The sequence below is a fragment of the Bacillus sp. 491mf genome, assembly GCF_900112415.1.
Classification (GTDB): Bacteria; Bacillota; Bacilli; order Bacillales; family Bacillaceae_G; genus Bacillus_A.
Map to the genome: position 1 here is coordinate 1 of NZ_FOLV01000012.1, position 17,612 is coordinate 17,612.

Consider the following 17,612-nt stretch of genomic DNA (forward strand, 5'->3'; position numbering starts at 1 on the left):
GCATACTTATGTAATCCCACGTCAATTCCTATCGCACGATTGGTATCGATATCAGATGGTACCACTTGTCTTTCGACACTGAAAATAGCGTACCATCTTTTTCCTTGAGGAAGGGGAATTCTTTTGGAAATATGTTAAATTTTGATTGTATTGCTGTTTATTTTTTTCTTAAAAAATTCAAATTTGGCTTAAAATCGAATTGTCCACCCCTTGGTATGTAAAGCCGAAGTGCAACTGGTTCTTTGTTTTCCCGACATTATAAGCAATATTAAGGGCAAATGTTGTTTTTCCCATCGATGGTTTGGCACCAACAAAAATAAAATCATCTTCATGATGTTGCATAAATTTTTCAACACATCCTGTACAAAAGATACAAATTAAAATCCATAAGAAAAAAGAGTACTTTTCTTTAAAGCACTCTTCCAAAGAGATTTACCATTCTCGCCAATCGTCATAAGCACGATGATGTCTGCTTTTAAAATTATTTTCATCAAAATCTCTTTGTTTGTGTTTGTGTTTGCGTTTACAATCTTCACAGTCACAATCTCGATGATGGCTGATTCTAAAATCGAAATCGTCAAAATCTCTTTGTTTATGTTTGCGTTTACGATTACAGTCATTACAATCGCAATTATGATGATGGCCACTTCTAAAATCACAATCATCAAATTCTCTTTGTTTGCGTCTGTGTTTACGATTACAATCTTCACAGTTACAATCACGATGATGTCTGCTTCTAAAATCGAAGTCATTGAAATCCCTATGTCTACGTCTACAAAACATGAAATCATCAAAATTTCTATGTCTACATCTACCGAACATTAAATCGTCTCAAAATCTACTACAATCTCGGAAGCGTTCGAAACAACAATCCTCTCTCATGAACATGATTCTCCCCTCTTCCAAATAGGATTATCATATTCTATGTTTAAATCCCAAAAACAGATTGTTTACTAGTCTATATTTTCTATTTTAAAGTGAATAAAAACCCCGTTACCTTCCCAGGCAACGGGGTTTCCCTTATTCATTTTCTTTAATAGCTGTTTTAATCGTCCCTGATTTTGTTTTATTTCCATCAAAGAAGCGTAACAAATCACCTTGTATAATATTATCGGACATCTTCAATTCTGACTGCGCTCTATCAATAAGTGATTTTGCCTCTTGTTCTGGTACTTGAACGACTTGACCGTTTTCACGGTTGTAGAATGTGTTATTGTAATAAATATATTTGTCTGTAATAAAGCTTCCATCACGTTCTACAACAAATGGTTTACGTTCTGGTGAAAATAAATCATGACCAAACTCAATATCATTAGAAGTATCAACCCCTAATAAGTGAAGAATTGTCGGTTTTACATCTACTTCACCAGCAGGAGCAGTCATCGTTTTCCCCTCAGTTTGACCTGGAACATGAATAAATAATGGTGTACGTTGTAACAACATATGATCATACGGATTAATCTCATTTTTCCCTAAAAATTGTGCCATTGCACGGTTATGGTTATCTGAAATACCGTAATGGTCACCGTAAAATACGATAACTGAATTATCATATATTCCCGTTTCTTTTAAGCGTTCAATAAAATGTTTTAATGCTTCGTCTTCGTAACGTGCTGTAACAAAATAGTTATCTAATGTTTCGTCACCTGAATTAAATGGTTCAATCATTTTAATGCTGTCATCATACGTAAACGGGAAATGATTCGTTAACGTAAGAAAGCGAGTATAGAACGGCTGTTTAATCTTTTGTAATTTATCCACAGATTGATCAAAATATTCTTTATCCTTTAATCCCCAGCCAATTTTCGTCTCAGGCGTAACTTTATAATCTAATTCATTGTAGTATCGATCATATCCTAAAGATGGATACATCATATTACGATTCCAGAATGTAGCATTATTCGCATGAAATACAGCTGTATAATAGCCTTGCTGGTGTAAAATTTCTGGAGTTGCTACAAATTCATTTCCAGCATTTGTAAAGAATACAGAACCACGATCTAACGGATATAAAGAATTATCAATCATAAATTCTGCATCCGATGTTTTCCCTTGTCCTGTCTGATGATAAAAGTTTTCAAAATAATAACTTTCTTTTTTAAATTGGTTTAAAAACGGCGTAACTTCTTGTCCATTTACTTTCGAATCAATTAAAAAAGACTGCGTTGATTCTAAAGAGACAACGATAACATTTTTCCCTTTTGCCATCCCAAACATATTTGGATCAGGCTTTACATCTACTGTCTTCATATAATTTTCTGCTTCTTGAATTTTACTTCCATCTGCAAATACTTTTTGTGAACTTGTCTTTGCTTGCAACCCAAAATCGTATACTTGATGAACATATAATCCAAGGTTTTTCACAAGCATCACGCGGTCAAATGAACGAGTTAATAATTCAGGGCGTTCTTTTTCTGCAAAACTAAGGTTTACCATAAAAATTGCAATGCAAATTAAAAAATATAATGACTTCATAGAGCCAGAAACACGTTCAGTTTTTGCAAAGTTCGGCTTCTTTTTAGCAATGTAAAACAAAACAATAATATCGATAAACATTAATATAAATTTAAAGTTTAACAATGCTTTAACACTAGATCCTAATCCATCCATATTCGATGTTTGCATTAATACGGGCAGTGTAACAAAATCATTATAAAAACCATAAAACATTACATTACCGATTAAGATAATGGTCATAATAAGGTTAATAACGGTAGCTATATAATTCCGTTTTTGCCCCTTTGCAAATAATGCAAGTCCAACTAACAATAAAGAAGACGCTAATGGACTAATAAAAAGAATCCATTCCTGCATTGCAGATTCTAGCTTTAAATCAAAACTAGTTCGCGTAACAATATATGTTTTTAGCCAAATCAAAACAGCGACTAATAATGGAAAACGCATATTTTGAAATTGTTTTTTTAACGCTTCTTTCATTTTCCTCTCCCTTTCTGACTGAACAGTGGTAGTAATAGTAATTTCTCATTATATTTATGTCTTTTTTCTCACCGCCACATTGTATCGGATACATTTGTATTCCGTGTGAACTTTTTCGTTTTTTTTTTTGTAAAATGAAAACAGAAAAAAGAAGCTTTTCTATATAAGCTTCTTTTTTACAAAGCTCCTTCAAATTCCATCCTATTAGAAATTTATGGTCATCCTCCAAATCGAAGAATCACCTTCCTTATTACCCTATATGTTAATTTTTCTTTGCCTCAATTTTTTCTTTTACTTTTTCAGCTTTATCTAAAGATTCCCCAATTTCTTTTTGCTTTTCTCTTATTTCCCCGACGCTATCTACCGCTTTAATCGCTTTATCAATCCCTTGTTCTTCCACTTTCTTTCTCTTTTCTTCTCTCGTTATTTCCTTTTTCTCAATATCTTTTGCCTTTTGCAACATATCTTCAGCATTGGACTTTACTGCTTTTTCAAGTGTCGGATCTTTTTTCATATTTATCACTTGATTCGAGTCTTCCATCACTTGTTTATACTCTCCATCTTTTAATGCAGTCGCGCCATGTTCCATCCGTTTTGCAACTTTCATAAATGTTTTTGTTTCATCAGTAGATTTTTCTTGGTCAGCTTTTTCAAACCACATTATTGCATCACTATACTTCTCATCCTTCAATGCTTTCATACCAGCTTCAACATGCGCATCATAATTGCTAGTACTGCAGCCGGCTAACATAATACATAAACATCCTATAGTTAAAATAATTTTTTTCAAGCTATTTTCCCCCTACAACCTTATACTACTATATTATATTATTTCCGAATGCTTTTACTATCAAATGAAAACTTATTAATTTTTTTGTTTTTCAACATATGAGTCTCTACTATACCGAACTTTTCACTTAAAAAGCTCTAATTCTTTCTTTGTCCACATAAAAAGAAGCCCTTCTATATGAAGCTCCCTCGTTCTATAATCCCTTTTCAATTTCCTTTTCTAACTGCTCTGGTTTCGTCTGCGGTGCAAAGCGATTCACTACTTTGCCATCGCGACCTACTAAAAATTTTGTGAAATTCCACTTCACCGCTTTCATTCCTAATAATCCTGGTGCTTGCTCGGTTAAATAGCAAAATAATGGATGTATATTATCACCTTTTACATCAACTTTCATAAACATAGGAAACGTTACACCATAATTTAATTCGCAAAAATTCGTAATCTCCTCTTCTGTACCAGGCTCTTGCCCTCCAAATTGGTTACATGGAAATCCGAGTATTTCAAAACCTTGTTTTTCATATTTTTCATACAAAGCTTGCAATCCTTTATATTGCGGTGTAAAACCACATTTACTGGCAACATTCACAATTAATAATACTTTTCCTTCATATTCGCGTAACGACTTTTCTTCTCCTAAAATTGTTTTTGCAGAAAAATCATAAATTGTCATATTATATCGACTCCTTCATGTCATACAATTCTATAGTTCTATCATAAAATGTAGGGTTTATATTGTCTAATGAGAGCGTTTTATTTCTGTTCAAAAAATCGTCACAATTCACTAGACATTTTCCTCGGAAAGTTTTACAATAAAAGTGTGAACAAAATGTGACGGTTTAACTTCTAAATTGTGACATTTTCAATTCCATTATAAAAAAAAGGGATGGTGTTGATAATGAAAACTGCACAACGTGAAAAGCTTTCTAATCGCGAATTTTATTTCGTACTATACATGATGATGTTACTAGTTTTAGGTTGGTTTATGGATGTTAACGGTATTTTCTTAAGCAAATACTTTACACTTGCAGGGATAATTACTGTTCCAACAATTGGTGGTCTTTTCGGCTTCTTTATTATGACACTTAGCAAACAACAAAATAACTAAACGTATTACATAAAGGCAGAAAACGATTTTTCGTTTTCTGCCTTTTCTTTTATAATAAAATAATAATAGGACACAAGGAGTGATAATTTTGAAAAAAGTAGAAAAACTATCTTCACAACTATACCTTATCGACGATCACGACCTACAACATGAACAACGTACAGGTACATATGTCTTACTAGGTGATGAAATCACGATAGTTGAAACGTGCGCCTCACCATCTGTTCCTTATCTGTTAGATGGATTACAACAATTGAATATCCAACTGACCGATATAAAAAATATTATTGTTACACATGTTCATTTAGACCACGCGGGTGCTGCTGGCTTAATGATGGAAAAATGCCCAAATGCAACGCTGTTCGTTCATTCCAGAGGCGCTCGTCACATGATTGATCCAACAAAACTCATTCAAGGTGCAAAAGCTGTTTACGGTGATTCGTTTGATAAACTTTTTCACCCTATTTTACCTATTCTCGAAGAACGTGTTCACATCGTACAAGATGGTGAAACATTACAAATTTCCGAAAACCGGACACTGACATTCTACGATACGCCTGGTCATGCAAAACACCACATTAGCATTCATGACTCTTTAACAAACGGTATATTTACAGGCGATACGATTGGTATTTACTACCGTCAATTAGCAGAACTAGCTGTTGAACTTTATTTGCCAACAACATCTCCTACACAGTTTCAACCTGAAGCTATGTTAGCTTCAAAAGACCGTATTCGAAATATGAATGTCGATTTTATTTATTTCGGTCATTATGGTGCCTCTTCTCATATTTCTGAAGTTTGCACGCAGCTAGAACATTGGCTCCCAATATTTGTTGAATCAGGAGAGCAAGTGTTTGAACATGAACAAAACTTTGAAAAAGCGAGCCAAGAACTATCCCTTTTATTACTTGAAAAAGTTTCATCGCATCTGACAAATCAAGGTGTTCCATCGTCACATTCTATTTATGACTTGCTAAAACTCGATTTAGAAATCGGGGCTATGGGAATTATTGATTATTTGATAAAACGAGAACAAACAGAAACAACTTCAAAATAAGAATTTTACTATCTTAGACAACATATTGATCATTGTAACAAAAAAAGAGTCCATTTTTCTTGTCATGGACTCTTTTTTGAAGTTTATTCGATATGTTATTTGTGTACTTTTTCACTGACATAATTCATAAAATGATCCGCTTCTTGAAATTCTGCTTTATATTCTTCAGGCACCTTATCTATCGTTATAGGTTCACTTGATTTCATTTTCACTTGTATTTTTTCATATGTCATTTGGGCATGTATATATTGCTTAAATTCTTCAGGAGTTAACACTTCTTTACTTGATTTCTCTCCGTTTAACTTATCGAAATACGGTTGAATAACCATGTAAGCCCTCATCATTTCCTCTTGTTTCTCTTGAGAAAGCTGATCATAATCAATATTACCATTTGCATCTCCATACTTCATTTTTGCATCCGTTATTGCTTTTAATAATGTTGTAAACTCTGTATACTCCTTTCCTCCCATTTCACCTTTTGCTTGCGATAACTTCGCATTTACATGCATATATCCTTGAAATGTTGCATTTTTAAGATGTTTCTTTACATTATCAAATGAGCCATACACACCATCGGCCAAAAGAGATTGATACGAAAAAGCACTTGTTGGAATAAGTAACGTCGCTGCTAACACACCCGTTATAAGACGTTTTTTCATTGATTTCCCCCCGCGTTTTACTTTCATTTGATTCATTACTTTCTCTTTCAATTCCGGTGATGGTACAATTCCTTTTGCTTCTTCTTGCAAAGATTCTCTTACTTCGTAATCAAGACTCATTATGCATCCCTCACTTTTTTTAATAGAATATTTCCTTCCCGCTCTTTTTGCCGTAATTTCTTTAAAGCTGCATGAATTCTAGACTTAACCGTTCCAACTGGTACATCTAAAATATTTGCTACTTCTTCTTGAGAGTAATCATGTAAATACCGCAGGATGATGACTTGTTTTAATTTATAAGGTAACTTATGTATCAATATAATAAGCTCTTGATTGGACAACTTATTGACAAGATCATTAGAAAAATCAAATTCAATTGGCTTTCGCTGTTCTTCTGCTTTTTTCACAATCCGTAGACGCATCCATCTCTTTCTCCTATAGGAATGAATTTGTCTTACAGCAAGACCGATTAACCATGGCCGAAAAGGACGCTGCCGATCATATTGACTAAGCGATTGATACAATTGCATATATATTTCCTGAACAACATCATCTACATCCGACTTATCCTCTATTAAAAAGTGAGCTGTCTTATACACATCTTCAATTGTTTTATCGTATAGTTCACTGTATGCTTCCTGATTTCCTAATAACGTCCGTTCGATAAGATAACCATATTCAGCGGATTTCTCCATGTTTCATCCCCTCCTTCCTTAAGTCGTACACTATATATTGGCAAGAACAGAAAATTTCGTTCGATTTTTTAGAAATAAATTTTTCATAACATTTTCTTATAACTCCTAATAACCATTATATAATTTTCCAAATTATGATGGCCGTTTAAAATAAACGATAGAATCTACTTTAGGAGGACTAATCATGAAAGCAATTGTTGTAACTGCCTTTGGAGGCCCTGAAATGATGAAGTATACAGACGTCGCTATGCCGTCTATTAACGTGAATCAAGTTTTAATTCGCGTCGTTGCAACAAGTGTGAACTTTGCTGATATTAAATCTCGATATGGAAAAAAGGGAACTGGAAATCTCCCTTTTATACCTGGTATCGATGCTGCTGGAATCGTAGAACAGGTGGGGGCTAACGTAACGAATATTAAAGTGGGACAGCGCGTTATTGCTTTTCCAATTAACGGATCGTATGCCGAATATGTTGTAGCAAATGAAGAGCTTACTTTTGTTTTACCAGATGAAATTGATTTTGAAACTGCTGCGGCTTGTCCAATTGTTTCCTTTACAAGCTATACACTGCTAGCAAATGTTGCAAGGTTACAACAAGGTGAAACTGTACTTATCCATGCCGCTGCAGGAGGAATTGGCACAACTGCTATTCAACTAGCTAACATTTTAGGTGCTGGAAAAGTCATTGGAACTGTTGGAAATGAAGAAAAAAAGAAAATCGCTTTAGAAGCCGGGGCAGATTATGTTATTTGTTATAAGGAAGAAGATTTTGTACATAAAATGAATGAAATTACGAATGGAGAAGGCGCAGACGTTATATTAGATTCTATTTCCGGAACCGTATCAGAACAAAGCTTGCAATGTCTTGCTTTCTATGGGCGCCTTGTCCATTTTGGAAATGCAAGCGGTGCTATTGGAACATTTCAGACAAAAGATTTACATGCAAGCTGCCGGTCTATTCTTGGCTTTAGCTTTGGCACAACTCGAAAAAAACGGCCTCATTTACTCGGGCATACTGCAGAGCAAATATTTCCTCTGTTAAGCAATGGTAGCCTACAAATTAAAATCGGAAAACGTTTTTCGCTTCAGGATGCAGGGAAAGCACATGAATGGGTCGAAAGTAGACAAAGTACAGGAAAAGTTCTATTAAATGTTCAACCAACATAATACGGTTCTCAAGTGGAGGTACAGCTCATGGGCTCAAGAATTATGCATGTTATTATAGCGGATTTAGTTGCAGAAAAATTAGAGATTCAAGACAAAACCTCTTTCCTACTCGGAGGGATTGCTGCTGATGCAGTTCATTCAAAAGAGGAAAAAGAACTATCACACTTTTATACTGGATCAGTAAAGAACTATACAAGAAAAATTGATTATGATGCATTTCTTAATAAATATAAAGCATATAAAGATTTCCCTTTCATATTAGGATATTATACCCACCTCATTGCTGATGATATATGGCTGCAAGGGTTCTATCTCCCTTGGCTCAAAAATCGAATAGACCATGATCCTAATATCCTTTCTTTGTATCATCACGACTTTAGGCTTTTAAACGGAAAATTACTACATGATTATGATAGAGATAAGAGTACATTTCATATTTTGAATATGAATGCGAATTTGATAGGTATTGAGGAAGTACCAGAGGAAAACATTCATTCTTTTAAAGCATTAGTTTTTGAGGATATACTCTATCCACAGCAAGATTTATATGAGCCCCTTCAAGTATTCACAATGAATCAAATTATAGGTTATATAGAAACTTCTCTTCACAAAAGCGTGTTCTATTTAGAACAACTGCATATTACCTAATAACAAAAAACCGTTGCTACATTATATTCGTAGCAACGGTTTTTCAATTTATCTTGGCTTTTTCTTCCCGTTAAATGCTGGCTTCTTTTTCTTTTGTTCTTTCGGTTTCGATTCAACAAACGATCCTTTAAACATTTCTTGTTTCTTAAATTGAATACCTAGCTTCTTTGCAAATTGAAGTAGCTTTTTCTCTTCTTGCGGTGTTACTAGCGAAACAACTGTACCCTCTTTCCCCATACGTCCTGTGCGTCCTGAACGATGAATATATTGGTCCAGTGTATCTGGCAATTCTAAATGAATAACATGTGTTAAATCATTAATATCTAATCCACGCGCTGCGATGTCTGTTGCTAATAAAATCTCTACTTTTCCTTGACGGAATGCACGCATCGTTGCTTCACGTTCTTGTTTGCTTGCTTCCGCATGAAGAGCCGCAGCTTTCATCTTACGGAATTTCAATTTCTCAGCAATTTCATCTAAACGGAACGGATCATTTAAGAAGGCAACTGCTTTTACATTACCAGTATGCATAATTTTACGAACAAAATCATTTTTTTCTCGGCGTTCACAAACGATATACGTATGTTCCACTAAACTTTTTGTTTCCGCACGTTTAATGCGAACTAATTCTGGTTCAACCGCAAAATCACGCGCTACTTCTTCTGCATCTTTTGTCATTGTTGCCGAGAAAAATACAACTTGACGATCACGCATTGTCGATTTAATTACATCGGACACAGCATCAATCATCTTTTGTTTTACAATTTGATCAAACTCATCAAATACAATTGTTTTCACTTCATGCATTTTCAATTTTTTCATACGGATTAATTCTAAAATACGTCCAGGCGACCCAACGATTACTCGCGGATGTTTCTTTAGCTTCTCTACTTGACGCTTAATATCTGCACCGCCAATTAAAGACGCACCTGAAATTTCCGTACCTGCAGTAAACTTTTGTACCTCTTCATGAATTTGCATTACAAGTTCACGCGTTGGCGCTAAAATAACCACTTGAGGTTGTTTCACCTCAGGGTTAATTTTATGTAAAAGTGGTAATAAATACGCTAATGTTTTACCTGTTCCTGTTGGAGATTCAGCAATAACGTCTTGTCCTTCTAAAATTGTTGGAATAGCTTGCTTTTGAATTTCAGTAAACTCTTTAAAACCAGCCTTCTCCCAAGCTTGTTGCAAAAATGGTTGCATCTCTTTTATCATTTCTTTTTCTCCTTTATCTCTATTTTTGAAGAAATTGTTGTATTATTCGCATCGTTTCTATCATATGAGAAATAACAGCTATTAAGTCATCAACGTGGTCTTCTGTAATCGCTTTTTGAAATAAGATGTCTGCTTTATTATGATATGAAATCGCTTGCTTATTATAATCGTATGAAATTTGTTGCGTAATCATTCGTTCTTTTCCCCATATGGATTGTAGCAACGCTTCGATTTCTTGGCAATCTTTTTCTGGTTGCCCAATAGGAAATTCAAAGAACAGTTTCATTTCACAACCAGGAACAAAATTTGGTACCTCCAATATCTCACCTGATAAATTCTTTGCATCAACTGATAATAAAAATGTCGCTTCCACTAATGGTTCTGTATATTCTGTAAGCTGAAACGAAATGGTATATGTACGGCTAAGTAATGCCAAATCCATTATATCTTTTCGATTCGTTACAATGATGTCTCCATGTAAATCAAAATCATATACAGCTCCTTCAACGACAACTTTTAAATTTTCAAAAGCAGTTGGATCAAACATATATTCCTCCAAAAAACAAGCGCCTTTCCATCGAAAGGCGCCGTGATGTACGTATAGTTTACCGATAAAAGAGAAGAAATACAACCTTTTAGAATAAACCTACTGCTTTTCCATCTTCATTTACGTCCATTTGCAGAGCAGCTGGTTTCTTTGGAAGGCCTGGCATTGTTAACATTGTTCCTGTTAATGCAACGATAAAACCAGCACCAATAGATGGTTTAAATTCTCGAATTGTCACGATAAAGTCTGATGGACGTCCTAGTTTTGTTGGATCATCAGAAAGAGAATACTGTGTTTTCGCCATACAAATTGGTAAGTTACCCCAACCTTCTTCAGCAAATTGCATTAATTGTTTACGAGCTTTTGGCGCAAATTCGATATCTTTTGCACCGTATACTTTTTGAGCAATTGTTCGAATTTTCTCTTCTAGAGAAAGTTCTAAATCATATAAAGGTGCGTATGTATTTTCACCTTTTTCAATTACTTTCAATACTTTCTCTGCAAGGTCGACACCACCTTGACCACCTTTTTCCCATACTTCAGTTAAAGATACTTCGTAACTGCGCTCATTGCACCACTCTTGTAAGTATGCAACTTCTTTATCAGTATCTGTAATGAATTTGTTAATTGCAATAACAAATGGGACACCGAATGCTTGAATTGTTTCAACATGTTTTTGTAAGTTTTCCATACCTTTTGCTAACGCATCAACATTCTCTTCTTTTAATCCATCTTTCGCTACACCACCATGCATTTTAAGGGCACGAATTGTTGCAACAATAACAACTGCTTCTGGTTTGATTCCTGCCGCACGTGCTTTAATGTCTAAGAATTTCTCAGCACCTAAATCTGCACCAAAACCAGATTCCGTAATTACATAATCACCTAATTTCGCTGCCATCGTCGTTGCGATTACACTGTTACAACCGTGTGCAATGTTCGCAAATGGGCCACCATGAATGATTGCTGGTGTATTTTCTAACGTTTGGACTAAATTCGGTTTTAACGCATCTTTCAATAACAGTGTTAATGCACCTTCTACACCTAAATCTTTTACTGTTACAGGTTTATTATCCATGTTATAAGCTACAACAATGCGTGCTATACGTTTTTTTAAGTCTTGTACATCTGTCGCTAAACAAAATACAGCCATAATTTCAGATGCAACTGTAATATCAAAGCCATCTTCACGCGGTACACCTTGTACTGGTCCGCCAAGTCCAATTACAACATTACGAAGTGCACGGTCATTTAAATCTACACAACGTTTCCAGACGATTTTACGCGTATCGATGCGCAGATCATTTCCTTGTTGAATGTGATTATCAATAAATGCTGCAAGTGCATTATTTGCAGTTGTAATTGCATGAATGTCACCTGTAAAGTGAAGATTAATATCTTCCATTGGTACAACTTGCGAGTAACCTCCGCCTGCTGCACCGCCTTTTAATCCCATAGTTGGTCCAAGAGAAGGTTCACGCAGCGCAATCACTGCTTTTTTACCGATTTTATTAAACGCTTGTCCTAACCCAACTGTTACCGTTGATTTTCCTTCCCCAGCTGGAGTAGGGTTTATTGCTGTAACTAGTACGACTTTTCCATCTTCTTCGCCTTGTAAGCGTTTAAAAATATCAAGAGATAACTTTCCTTTATAATGACCGTACGGCTCTAATTCTTCTTCTAAAATGTTTAATTCTGTTGCAATCTCTTGAATTTTCTTCATGCTTGCTTCTTGTGCAATTTCAATGTCTGATTTTACTGTAGTTGTTGCTGTCATATTCCCTAATCCCCCTTTAATTGTTTCTAAAAAATATTGTATCAGTTTTTTGTATTTTCTGCACTTATAATCCAACTTTAAAGTGAAACTTCCATAAATTCAGATTTACCACTTTTTATCAGCAAGAAAAGTTACTTCTTTTGAAACATAAATACCCACATAAATGTTAAAGATTGCTGCAATTCAAGTGGAAGTTGTCCAATCATCTTTTCATTTACTCCTCGTTTATATACTCCCATTCCATCTATTAAATATAACCCTTGCTCCTGTGCAAGTTTTTGAAATTCCCATGGCATCATTGTGTTACAAATGACATTTTTTCCATATAAACGCGGATAGCTATTCTCACGCGGTTTTGCAGTTGGTCCTAAAATAGCAATACAGGCATAACCTTCTTTTCCTAACACTCGTTTTATTTCTTGCAACGCTTGAAGAGGAGCTTCGGTCCATTCTAATGAATTTACCGCTATAACGGATGCAAACTCCTCATCTTGAAACGGCAATGAAGTAAGGTCGCCTACTATAAACGATAAATTAGAATGTTCACCTCGCTTTTTCCCTTTTTCAATCATTTGCTCCGATAAGTCAACGCCACAAGCTTTATAACCAGCTTTACTTAGTTTATATGTACCATATCCATCCCCGCATCCTACATCAAGAACAGTTTCTCCGCTTCGTATGTATTTTTGAAAAAACGGAATAATTGTACTGCGGCTACCATGATCCCACATTTCTTGACTATTTTGATTCCAAAAATCTGCATTATCATCCCATTTTTGCTGCGCTACTTCATGCCAATTAAATTTCGTCATTCTTCCCCCACCTTTCCAATTTACATCTATGTAAAAGTCATTCTACACCATTTTACATTTTTCCTGTTTATTCTTAAGAAGAGATGGATAATATAGCAACAGATCATTGTTTTTCCATTTTTTTCTTTAGTTGTATAAAAATAATAAGCATGTTTTCTTGCTTTAGAAAAAATACTAAGCATACCCTAATTCGAAAGAGAGGGACATTCCTTGCCAAAAAAACGAACACATCATCTAAAAAGCGGAGAAAAACAAGAAGAATATGCGGTTGAAATTAGCCCTCAGCGACTTCCGATTAGACGTCGTCGCACAGAAGTTCACAAAGAAGAAGAACGAACAGACATCGGTATAATTGTTGGATACGTTGCATTATTTCTCTCTTTGTTCTCAATTGCTTTCTATCCCATTACACTTGGATCTCTTTCCATTTTAATTGGACTTCTTGCTGTTCATTACGAAGCAAAAACACTCGGATATACAGCCATTGGCTTCGGAGGATTTTCTTTACTTTTTAGTTTATTATATCCGTTCTTTTTATCAGCACTTTGATAAACAATTTTTTGATACAAACTATGACACGCAATATTTACCTACTAAGAAAAAGGAGTGAATCTGTCACTCCTTTTTCTCATATACAGCTTATTTTTTCGCCAATTTATCCTAGACCTAAAAGTTTGTCCATTTCAAAATTAATTCGTATACTTTCTCTTTTGTAAGGGATGCTTATTAACGAAATAACATCACATATCCGCAGCTACTACAATGATAGGCAGTGATTTCTTGAAACACTGGATAGTTCTCCTCATCTCTCTGTTCAATAAATACTTTTTCAAAGCGATACATATTTGGTGCATATGCCCAGTCTTGTTTTGTACGAGCATATAATGTAGACGAAAAAAAGTCTTCTCCCCCGCAAACCATGCATATCTTATTCAATATTACTCCCTCCCTACGCTTGTCTTATCCTAACTATATGAAAGAAAGTACAAAAAAAAGACCTTCAACATTAGAAAGTCTTTTCGGAGGAAAAGAGAAACATACCCAATACTCCAATGGCGCTATACGTCTTCTTTTTTTCTGTTTCTGTTTGAAAAGTCTGCTCAATCTTAATAAAAAACACACCGTTTCGAACATCCTTACTAACAAACTCCATTTTCTCTTCTTTTTGATCTTTTTTCTGCGTACAATGAAAATCCACTTCATTACACACAATTGAATACTTGTCTTCTAAATGCTTTTGAAAGTCCGCTTCTTTCGGACATGTTAATAGCATAATTGCAACAAGTATAATACTACTAATACCTATTATTATAAATTTCTTATCCATCTTGTCTCCTTTCCAAAAAAGAAAGAAAACTTGACTCATATCGTCAAGTTCTCTTAATCCATTATCCATTGCCACTCTAGCTCTTTCTTATCAAAGATAAGCCATCCTGTTTTAGAAGCTTCACTTTTCAAGTCTTCTAAACCATCTAAAACTTCATTTGTACTTTCATACGAACCAATGACATAAACAGGAATCTCTAAACCGCGTCTTGATTCTACTTTTCCTGCTAAGTCTAAGTATAAGCCCTCTTCCATAAATGGCAGAAGTTCAAGAATAACCTCTTTTGAAATTGCTGGATAAATTTTCGACTTTTGAAAAAATGCGAATCGTTTTCTTCCAAATGAGCCAAGTTTATAAGGAATTGCCTTACTAAGCATGCCAACAAAGTCCTGTATTCTTCGATAGTATACTTTATTATACCATCCGTCATCGTGAGAAAGATAAACAAATCTATTTTTCAAAAGCGGGAAAAACGCCTTCCCAAGCGGCTCCTTTTTGTGCGCCAAATAAAGCAATTCTGCTATTTCTTTTGGCCCCAATTCATCCAAGTCGGTTACATCATCAAAATCAACCCAACAAAATTCCTCAAATCCCTCGACATCTGCTGAAATTAATTTATGTATATTCTCTTCTTCTACATATTCGAATAAAGTATGATAATGAAAATCCGTCCATTCAAAATTATGCTTTAAAAGCAGCATTTGATGAAGCGGTGAAGGAATATTGCTTGCAAATTCCTCAAACGTAATTCCAGATGTGATAAAACAATGATTGCGACGATTACCATTAATATAAATCATATTCTTGATTTGGTCAGATCCTCCAGACAAAGCACCTAGCCACCTTCGTTTTATATGTTTCAATACTATAGGATATTTTATCACGAAAATTTTTAGAAATATAGAAAAAACTACAAAAACTATTTACATTTTCATGTGTTTTATTACATCTCCATTACAAGAAAAAATGCCTGTTTATAAACAGGCATTTTTCATACGATTTCATCTGGATTTTGTGGATGATGTAAATGATCTTGCTTTTTATTATTTTGAAACATCGACTGAATTCTATCAATGGTTTGCGGTGCAAGTTCAATTACTTTCTCTGCCAGATGCGTTGCATTTTGTAAATGAAGGATATTTACACCGTCCTTATTTACTACAAGAAAAGCAACAGGAGTGATAGAAACTCCCCCGGCACTACCACCGCCAAATGCAGGCTGACCTTGTACCTTTTGTACATCATTTGTGGAAAAATCTGATCCACCTGCTCCAAAGCCAAACGCTACCTTTGAAACAGTTAAGACAATGCCGCCATCAGCTGTTTGAACAGGCTCACCGACAATTGTATTTACATCAACCATTTCTTTCAAATTTTCCATAGCTGCTTTCATCAGCCCTTGAATTGGATGATCCACCGTCCATAACCTCCTTTTTCATATCCTTCCTAGTTTTTCCTAAACGTTATGAACTAAACATAAAATTTTGTTGATTTTTAAAATAATACGTACTAATATTTAGAAAATACAAAAAAGAGGGGTGGCACACATGATTCGTAAATTAGCAGAACAAGATCATGAGCAAGTACTTTCTTTCTTAAAGAAAGAAGCTACATTTAATTTGTTTTTAATCGGTGATATTGAGGCATTTGGATATGATCAAGACTTTCAAGAACTATGGGGGCAATTTACGATAGAAAATGAATTACATGCCGTTCTTTTGCGTTTCCATGATTCTTTTATTGCTTATGCTAGAGATTCATTCCAGCCAGAGGCATTCATTCATCAATTTATTAACTATGACCATATTAAACTCTCTGGAAAATCAGAGATTGTCGAACAGTTTGAAAATCTCACGAGCTTAAAACTTGGTAAAAAACAGCATACATACTTTTGTGAATGTACAACTACCAAACAATTAGCCAAAACTACAAACAAAGGGGATATAAAAATTGCAACCATTGAGGACGTAGATCGTATTATGCATTTACGAAAACAAATTACTGAATTTTCGTTAGCAGACAATAGCGGGAAACTCCTTCGCCAAGCAATTGAAACAAACACAGGCCGGACATATTACATAGAGAAAAATGGAGAAATCATCGCATCTGCATCCACATCCGCTGAAAATTCATTATCCGCTATGGTTGTAGGTGTATGTACACATCCAAATCATCGCGGTAAAGGATATGCTTCCCAAATCGTAAGTAAAATGATTCAAGAGTTCATTGCGGAAGACAGAACGCTTTGTTTATTTTACAGTAATCCTGCTGCCGGGCGAATTTATAAACGTTTAGGCTTTGAGGACATTGGAACTTGGACGATGTATCGCTAAAATAAAATTGCCATCAGCATAGGATATTTTCATTCCCCACTGATGGCAGCTTCATTATATTGATGTTAAATCCTATCTTAGTCTACACACTGAAAATGCTCTACAATTGGAAACGGCTCATAAAAGTGGTGTAATCTCTTCTTCCATTCTTCATACTCACTCGATTTTCGAAATCCTTCCGTATGATCTTCTAACGTCTCCCAATTCACTAATAGAAGATATTTCCCCTGGATTTCTATACATTTATGAAGTATATGACCACGGTAACCTTTCATAGAAGAAATAATATTAGAAGCCTCTTGAAAGGCATGTTCAAATTCATTTTCCATTCCAAGCTTCACTTGGAGCATCGCTGTCTCTAATATCACCACCATCATCTCCTAACTTTTTATTACACGTCGAAATTTGCAAATTCTATCCTTCTCGTAATATGCCTGTTATCACTGTTTCATAATACTTTCTATATAAATACATTTTAATTTTTCGACAAACAAGTCGTTGCTACGCAGAATATAACATAACCTATACTTGCTTGT

22 protein-coding genes are annotated in these 17,612 nt (G+C 34.9%); 6 read left to right on the top strand and 16 right to left on the bottom strand.

What is annotated here, in order from left to right; translation table 11 throughout:
* Positions 1-177: 177 nt before the first annotated feature.
* The 5 genes from BM211_RS13145 to BM211_RS13165 form a co-directional block, all read right to left on the bottom strand.
* Positions 178-342, bottom strand: coding sequence for a DnaB-like helicase C-terminal domain-containing protein (locus BM211_RS13145; RefSeq protein WP_141771637.1), 165 nt, complete (start codon positions 340-342; stop codon positions 178-180).
* 35 nt (positions 343-377) lie between these two features.
* Complete coding sequence (locus BM211_RS26475; RefSeq protein ID WP_218160808.1) at positions 378-794, bottom strand: hypothetical protein; 417 nt, start codon at positions 792-794, stop codon at positions 378-380.
* Between the two features lie 226 nt (positions 795-1,020).
* Positions 1,021-2,937, bottom strand: a complete 1,917-nt coding sequence (locus BM211_RS13155; RefSeq protein WP_090997883.1) for an LTA synthase family protein — start codon at positions 2,935-2,937, stop codon at positions 1,021-1,023.
* 262 nt (positions 2,938-3,199) lie between these two features.
* On the bottom strand, positions 3,200-3,727 hold the full coding sequence (locus BM211_RS13160; protein ID WP_090997887.1) for a COG3014 family protein: 528 nt from the start codon (positions 3,725-3,727) through the stop codon (positions 3,200-3,202).
* A gap of 193 nt (positions 3,728-3,920) precedes the next feature.
* Positions 3,921-4,397 (bottom strand): glutathione peroxidase, encoded by a 477-nt coding sequence (locus tag BM211_RS13165; RefSeq protein WP_090997890.1) that lies wholly within the window; start codon positions 4,395-4,397, stop codon positions 3,921-3,923.
* Positions 4,398-4,610: 213 nt separating this feature from the next.
* Between BM211_RS13165 and BM211_RS13170 the strand changes: the two genes are divergently transcribed.
* Positions 4,611-4,832 carry a DUF3925 family protein gene (locus BM211_RS13170; RefSeq protein WP_177206937.1) on the top strand — a complete coding sequence of 74 codons (222 nt, stop codon included), beginning with the start codon at positions 4,611-4,613 and terminating at the stop codon, positions 4,830-4,832.
* 88 nt (positions 4,833-4,920) lie between these two features.
* Positions 4,921-5,892 carry an MBL fold metallo-hydrolase gene (locus BM211_RS13175; protein WP_035438048.1) on the top strand — a complete coding sequence of 324 codons (972 nt, stop codon included), beginning with the start codon at positions 4,921-4,923 and terminating at the stop codon, positions 5,890-5,892.
* 95 nt (positions 5,893-5,987) lie between these two features.
* Here BM211_RS13175 and BM211_RS13180 read toward each other — a convergent pair whose 3' ends face one another.
* Positions 5,988-6,671 (bottom strand): DUF3600 domain-containing protein, encoded by a 684-nt coding sequence (locus BM211_RS13180; protein WP_090997895.1) that lies wholly within the window; start codon positions 6,669-6,671, stop codon positions 5,988-5,990.
* The gene (locus BM211_RS13185) at positions 6,671-7,246 is read right to left on the bottom strand and encodes a sigma-70 family RNA polymerase sigma factor (protein WP_035438054.1); all 576 of its coding nucleotides are present in this window, start codon (positions 7,244-7,246) and stop codon (positions 6,671-6,673) included. The genes BM211_RS13180 and BM211_RS13185 overlap by 1 nt, the downstream gene beginning before the upstream one ends.
* A 184-nt stretch (positions 7,247-7,430) precedes the next feature.
* Between BM211_RS13185 and BM211_RS13190 the strand changes: the two genes are divergently transcribed.
* On the top strand, positions 7,431-8,414 hold the full coding sequence (locus BM211_RS13190) for a quinone oxidoreductase family protein (protein WP_035438057.1): 984 nt from the start codon (positions 7,431-7,433) through the stop codon (positions 8,412-8,414).
* Between the two features lie 27 nt (positions 8,415-8,441).
* Positions 8,442-9,062 carry a zinc dependent phospholipase C family protein gene (locus BM211_RS13195; protein WP_035438060.1) on the top strand — a complete coding sequence of 207 codons (621 nt, stop codon included), beginning with the start codon at positions 8,442-8,444 and terminating at the stop codon, positions 9,060-9,062.
* 48 nt (positions 9,063-9,110) lie between these two features.
* Here the strand turns inward: BM211_RS13195 and BM211_RS13200 are convergent, their stop codons facing one another.
* The 4 genes from BM211_RS13200 to BM211_RS13215 all read right to left on the bottom strand — a co-directional run bounded on the left by BM211_RS13200 (position 9,111) and on the right by BM211_RS13215 (position 13,416).
* Entirely contained in the window at positions 9,111-10,280 is a 1,170-nt protein-coding gene (locus tag BM211_RS13200) for a DEAD/DEAH box helicase (protein ID WP_035438062.1), read from the bottom strand.
* Between the two features lie 19 nt (positions 10,281-10,299).
* Complete coding sequence (locus BM211_RS13205; protein ID WP_035438063.1) at positions 10,300-10,827, bottom strand: hypothetical protein; 528 nt, start codon at positions 10,825-10,827, stop codon at positions 10,300-10,302.
* An 88-nt stretch (positions 10,828-10,915) separates the two neighbouring features.
* Complete coding sequence (locus BM211_RS13210; RefSeq protein ID WP_035438065.1) at positions 10,916-12,604, bottom strand: formate--tetrahydrofolate ligase; 1,689 nt, start codon at positions 12,602-12,604, stop codon at positions 10,916-10,918.
* A gap of 131 nt (positions 12,605-12,735) precedes the next feature.
* Positions 12,736-13,416, bottom strand: a complete 681-nt coding sequence (locus tag BM211_RS13215) for a class I SAM-dependent methyltransferase (RefSeq protein ID WP_090997901.1) — start codon at positions 13,414-13,416, stop codon at positions 12,736-12,738.
* A 210-nt stretch (positions 13,417-13,626) separates the two neighbouring features.
* Between BM211_RS13215 and BM211_RS13220 the strand changes: the two genes are divergently transcribed.
* Entirely contained in the window at positions 13,627-13,965 is a 339-nt protein-coding gene (locus BM211_RS13220) for a hypothetical protein (RefSeq protein ID WP_035438069.1), read from the top strand.
* Positions 13,966-14,142: 177 nt separating this feature from the next.
* Here BM211_RS13220 and BM211_RS13225 read toward each other — a convergent pair whose 3' ends face one another.
* The 4 genes from BM211_RS13225 to ytfJ form a co-directional block, all read right to left on the bottom strand.
* On the bottom strand, positions 14,143-14,352 hold the full coding sequence (locus tag BM211_RS13225; protein WP_035438071.1) for a hypothetical protein: 210 nt from the start codon (positions 14,350-14,352) through the stop codon (positions 14,143-14,145).
* A 70-nt stretch (positions 14,353-14,422) separates the two neighbouring features.
* Complete coding sequence (locus BM211_RS13230) at positions 14,423-14,743, bottom strand: hypothetical protein (protein ID WP_035438221.1); 321 nt, start codon at positions 14,741-14,743, stop codon at positions 14,423-14,425.
* A 53-nt stretch (positions 14,744-14,796) separates the two neighbouring features.
* Positions 14,797-15,573: a hypothetical protein gene (locus tag BM211_RS13235; protein WP_035438073.1), complete on the bottom strand. Its 777-nt coding sequence runs from the start codon at positions 15,571-15,573 to the stop codon at positions 14,797-14,799.
* A gap of 161 nt (positions 15,574-15,734) precedes the next feature.
* Complete coding sequence (ytfJ, locus tag BM211_RS13240; protein ID WP_035438075.1) at positions 15,735-16,160, bottom strand: GerW family sporulation protein; 426 nt, start codon at positions 16,158-16,160, stop codon at positions 15,735-15,737.
* Between the two features lie 130 nt (positions 16,161-16,290).
* Here ytfJ and BM211_RS13245 point away from each other — a divergent pair, with 130 nt between their 5' ends.
* Positions 16,291-17,076 carry a GNAT family N-acetyltransferase gene (locus tag BM211_RS13245; protein ID WP_035438076.1) on the top strand — a complete coding sequence of 262 codons (786 nt, stop codon included), beginning with the start codon at positions 16,291-16,293 and terminating at the stop codon, positions 17,074-17,076.
* A 77-nt stretch (positions 17,077-17,153) separates the two neighbouring features.
* Here BM211_RS13245 and BM211_RS13250 read toward each other — a convergent pair whose 3' ends face one another.
* Positions 17,154-17,444, bottom strand: a complete 291-nt coding sequence (locus BM211_RS13250; RefSeq protein ID WP_035438078.1) for an antibiotic biosynthesis monooxygenase family protein — start codon at positions 17,442-17,444, stop codon at positions 17,154-17,156.
* Positions 17,445-17,612: the final 168 nt, after the last annotated feature.

Coding starts and splice junctions, on each gene's coding strand:
- BM211_RS13145 (WP_141771637.1), bottom strand. CDS start 342: ATGCAACATCATGAAGATGATTTTATTTTTGTTGGTGCCAAACCATCG.
- BM211_RS13155 (WP_090997883.1), bottom strand. CDS start 2,937: ATGAAAGAAGCGTTAAAAAAACAATTTCAAAATATGCGTTTTCCATTA.
- BM211_RS13165 (WP_090997890.1), bottom strand. CDS start 4,397: ATGACAATTTATGATTTTTCTGCAAAAACAATTTTAGGAGAAGAAAAG.
- BM211_RS13170 (WP_177206937.1), top strand. CDS start 4,611: ATGGTGTTGATAATGAAAACTGCACAACGTGAAAAGCTTTCTAATCGC.
- BM211_RS13180 (WP_090997895.1), bottom strand. CDS start 6,671: ATGAGTCTTGATTACGAAGTAAGAGAATCTTTGCAAGAAGAAGCAAAA.
- BM211_RS13185 (WP_035438054.1), bottom strand. CDS start 7,246: ATGGAGAAATCCGCTGAATATGGTTATCTTATCGAACGGACGTTATTA.
- BM211_RS13190 (WP_035438057.1), top strand. CDS start 7,431: ATGAAAGCAATTGTTGTAACTGCCTTTGGAGGCCCTGAAATGATGAAG.
- BM211_RS13195 (WP_035438060.1), top strand. CDS start 8,442: ATGGGCTCAAGAATTATGCATGTTATTATAGCGGATTTAGTTGCAGAA.
- BM211_RS13200 (WP_035438062.1), bottom strand. CDS start 10,280: ATGATAAAAGAGATGCAACCATTTTTGCAACAAGCTTGGGAGAAGGCT.
- BM211_RS13205 (WP_035438063.1), bottom strand. CDS start 10,827: ATGTTTGATCCAACTGCTTTTGAAAATTTAAAAGTTGTCGTTGAAGGA.
- BM211_RS13210 (WP_035438065.1), bottom strand. CDS start 12,604: ATGACAGCAACAACTACAGTAAAATCAGACATTGAAATTGCACAAGAA.
- BM211_RS13215 (WP_090997901.1), bottom strand. CDS start 13,416: ATGACGAAATTTAATTGGCATGAAGTAGCGCAGCAAAAATGGGATGAT.
- BM211_RS13230 (WP_035438221.1), bottom strand. CDS start 14,743: ATGGATAAGAAATTTATAATAATAGGTATTAGTAGTATTATACTTGTT.
- BM211_RS13245 (WP_035438076.1), top strand. CDS start 16,291: ATGATTCGTAAATTAGCAGAACAAGATCATGAGCAAGTACTTTCTTTC.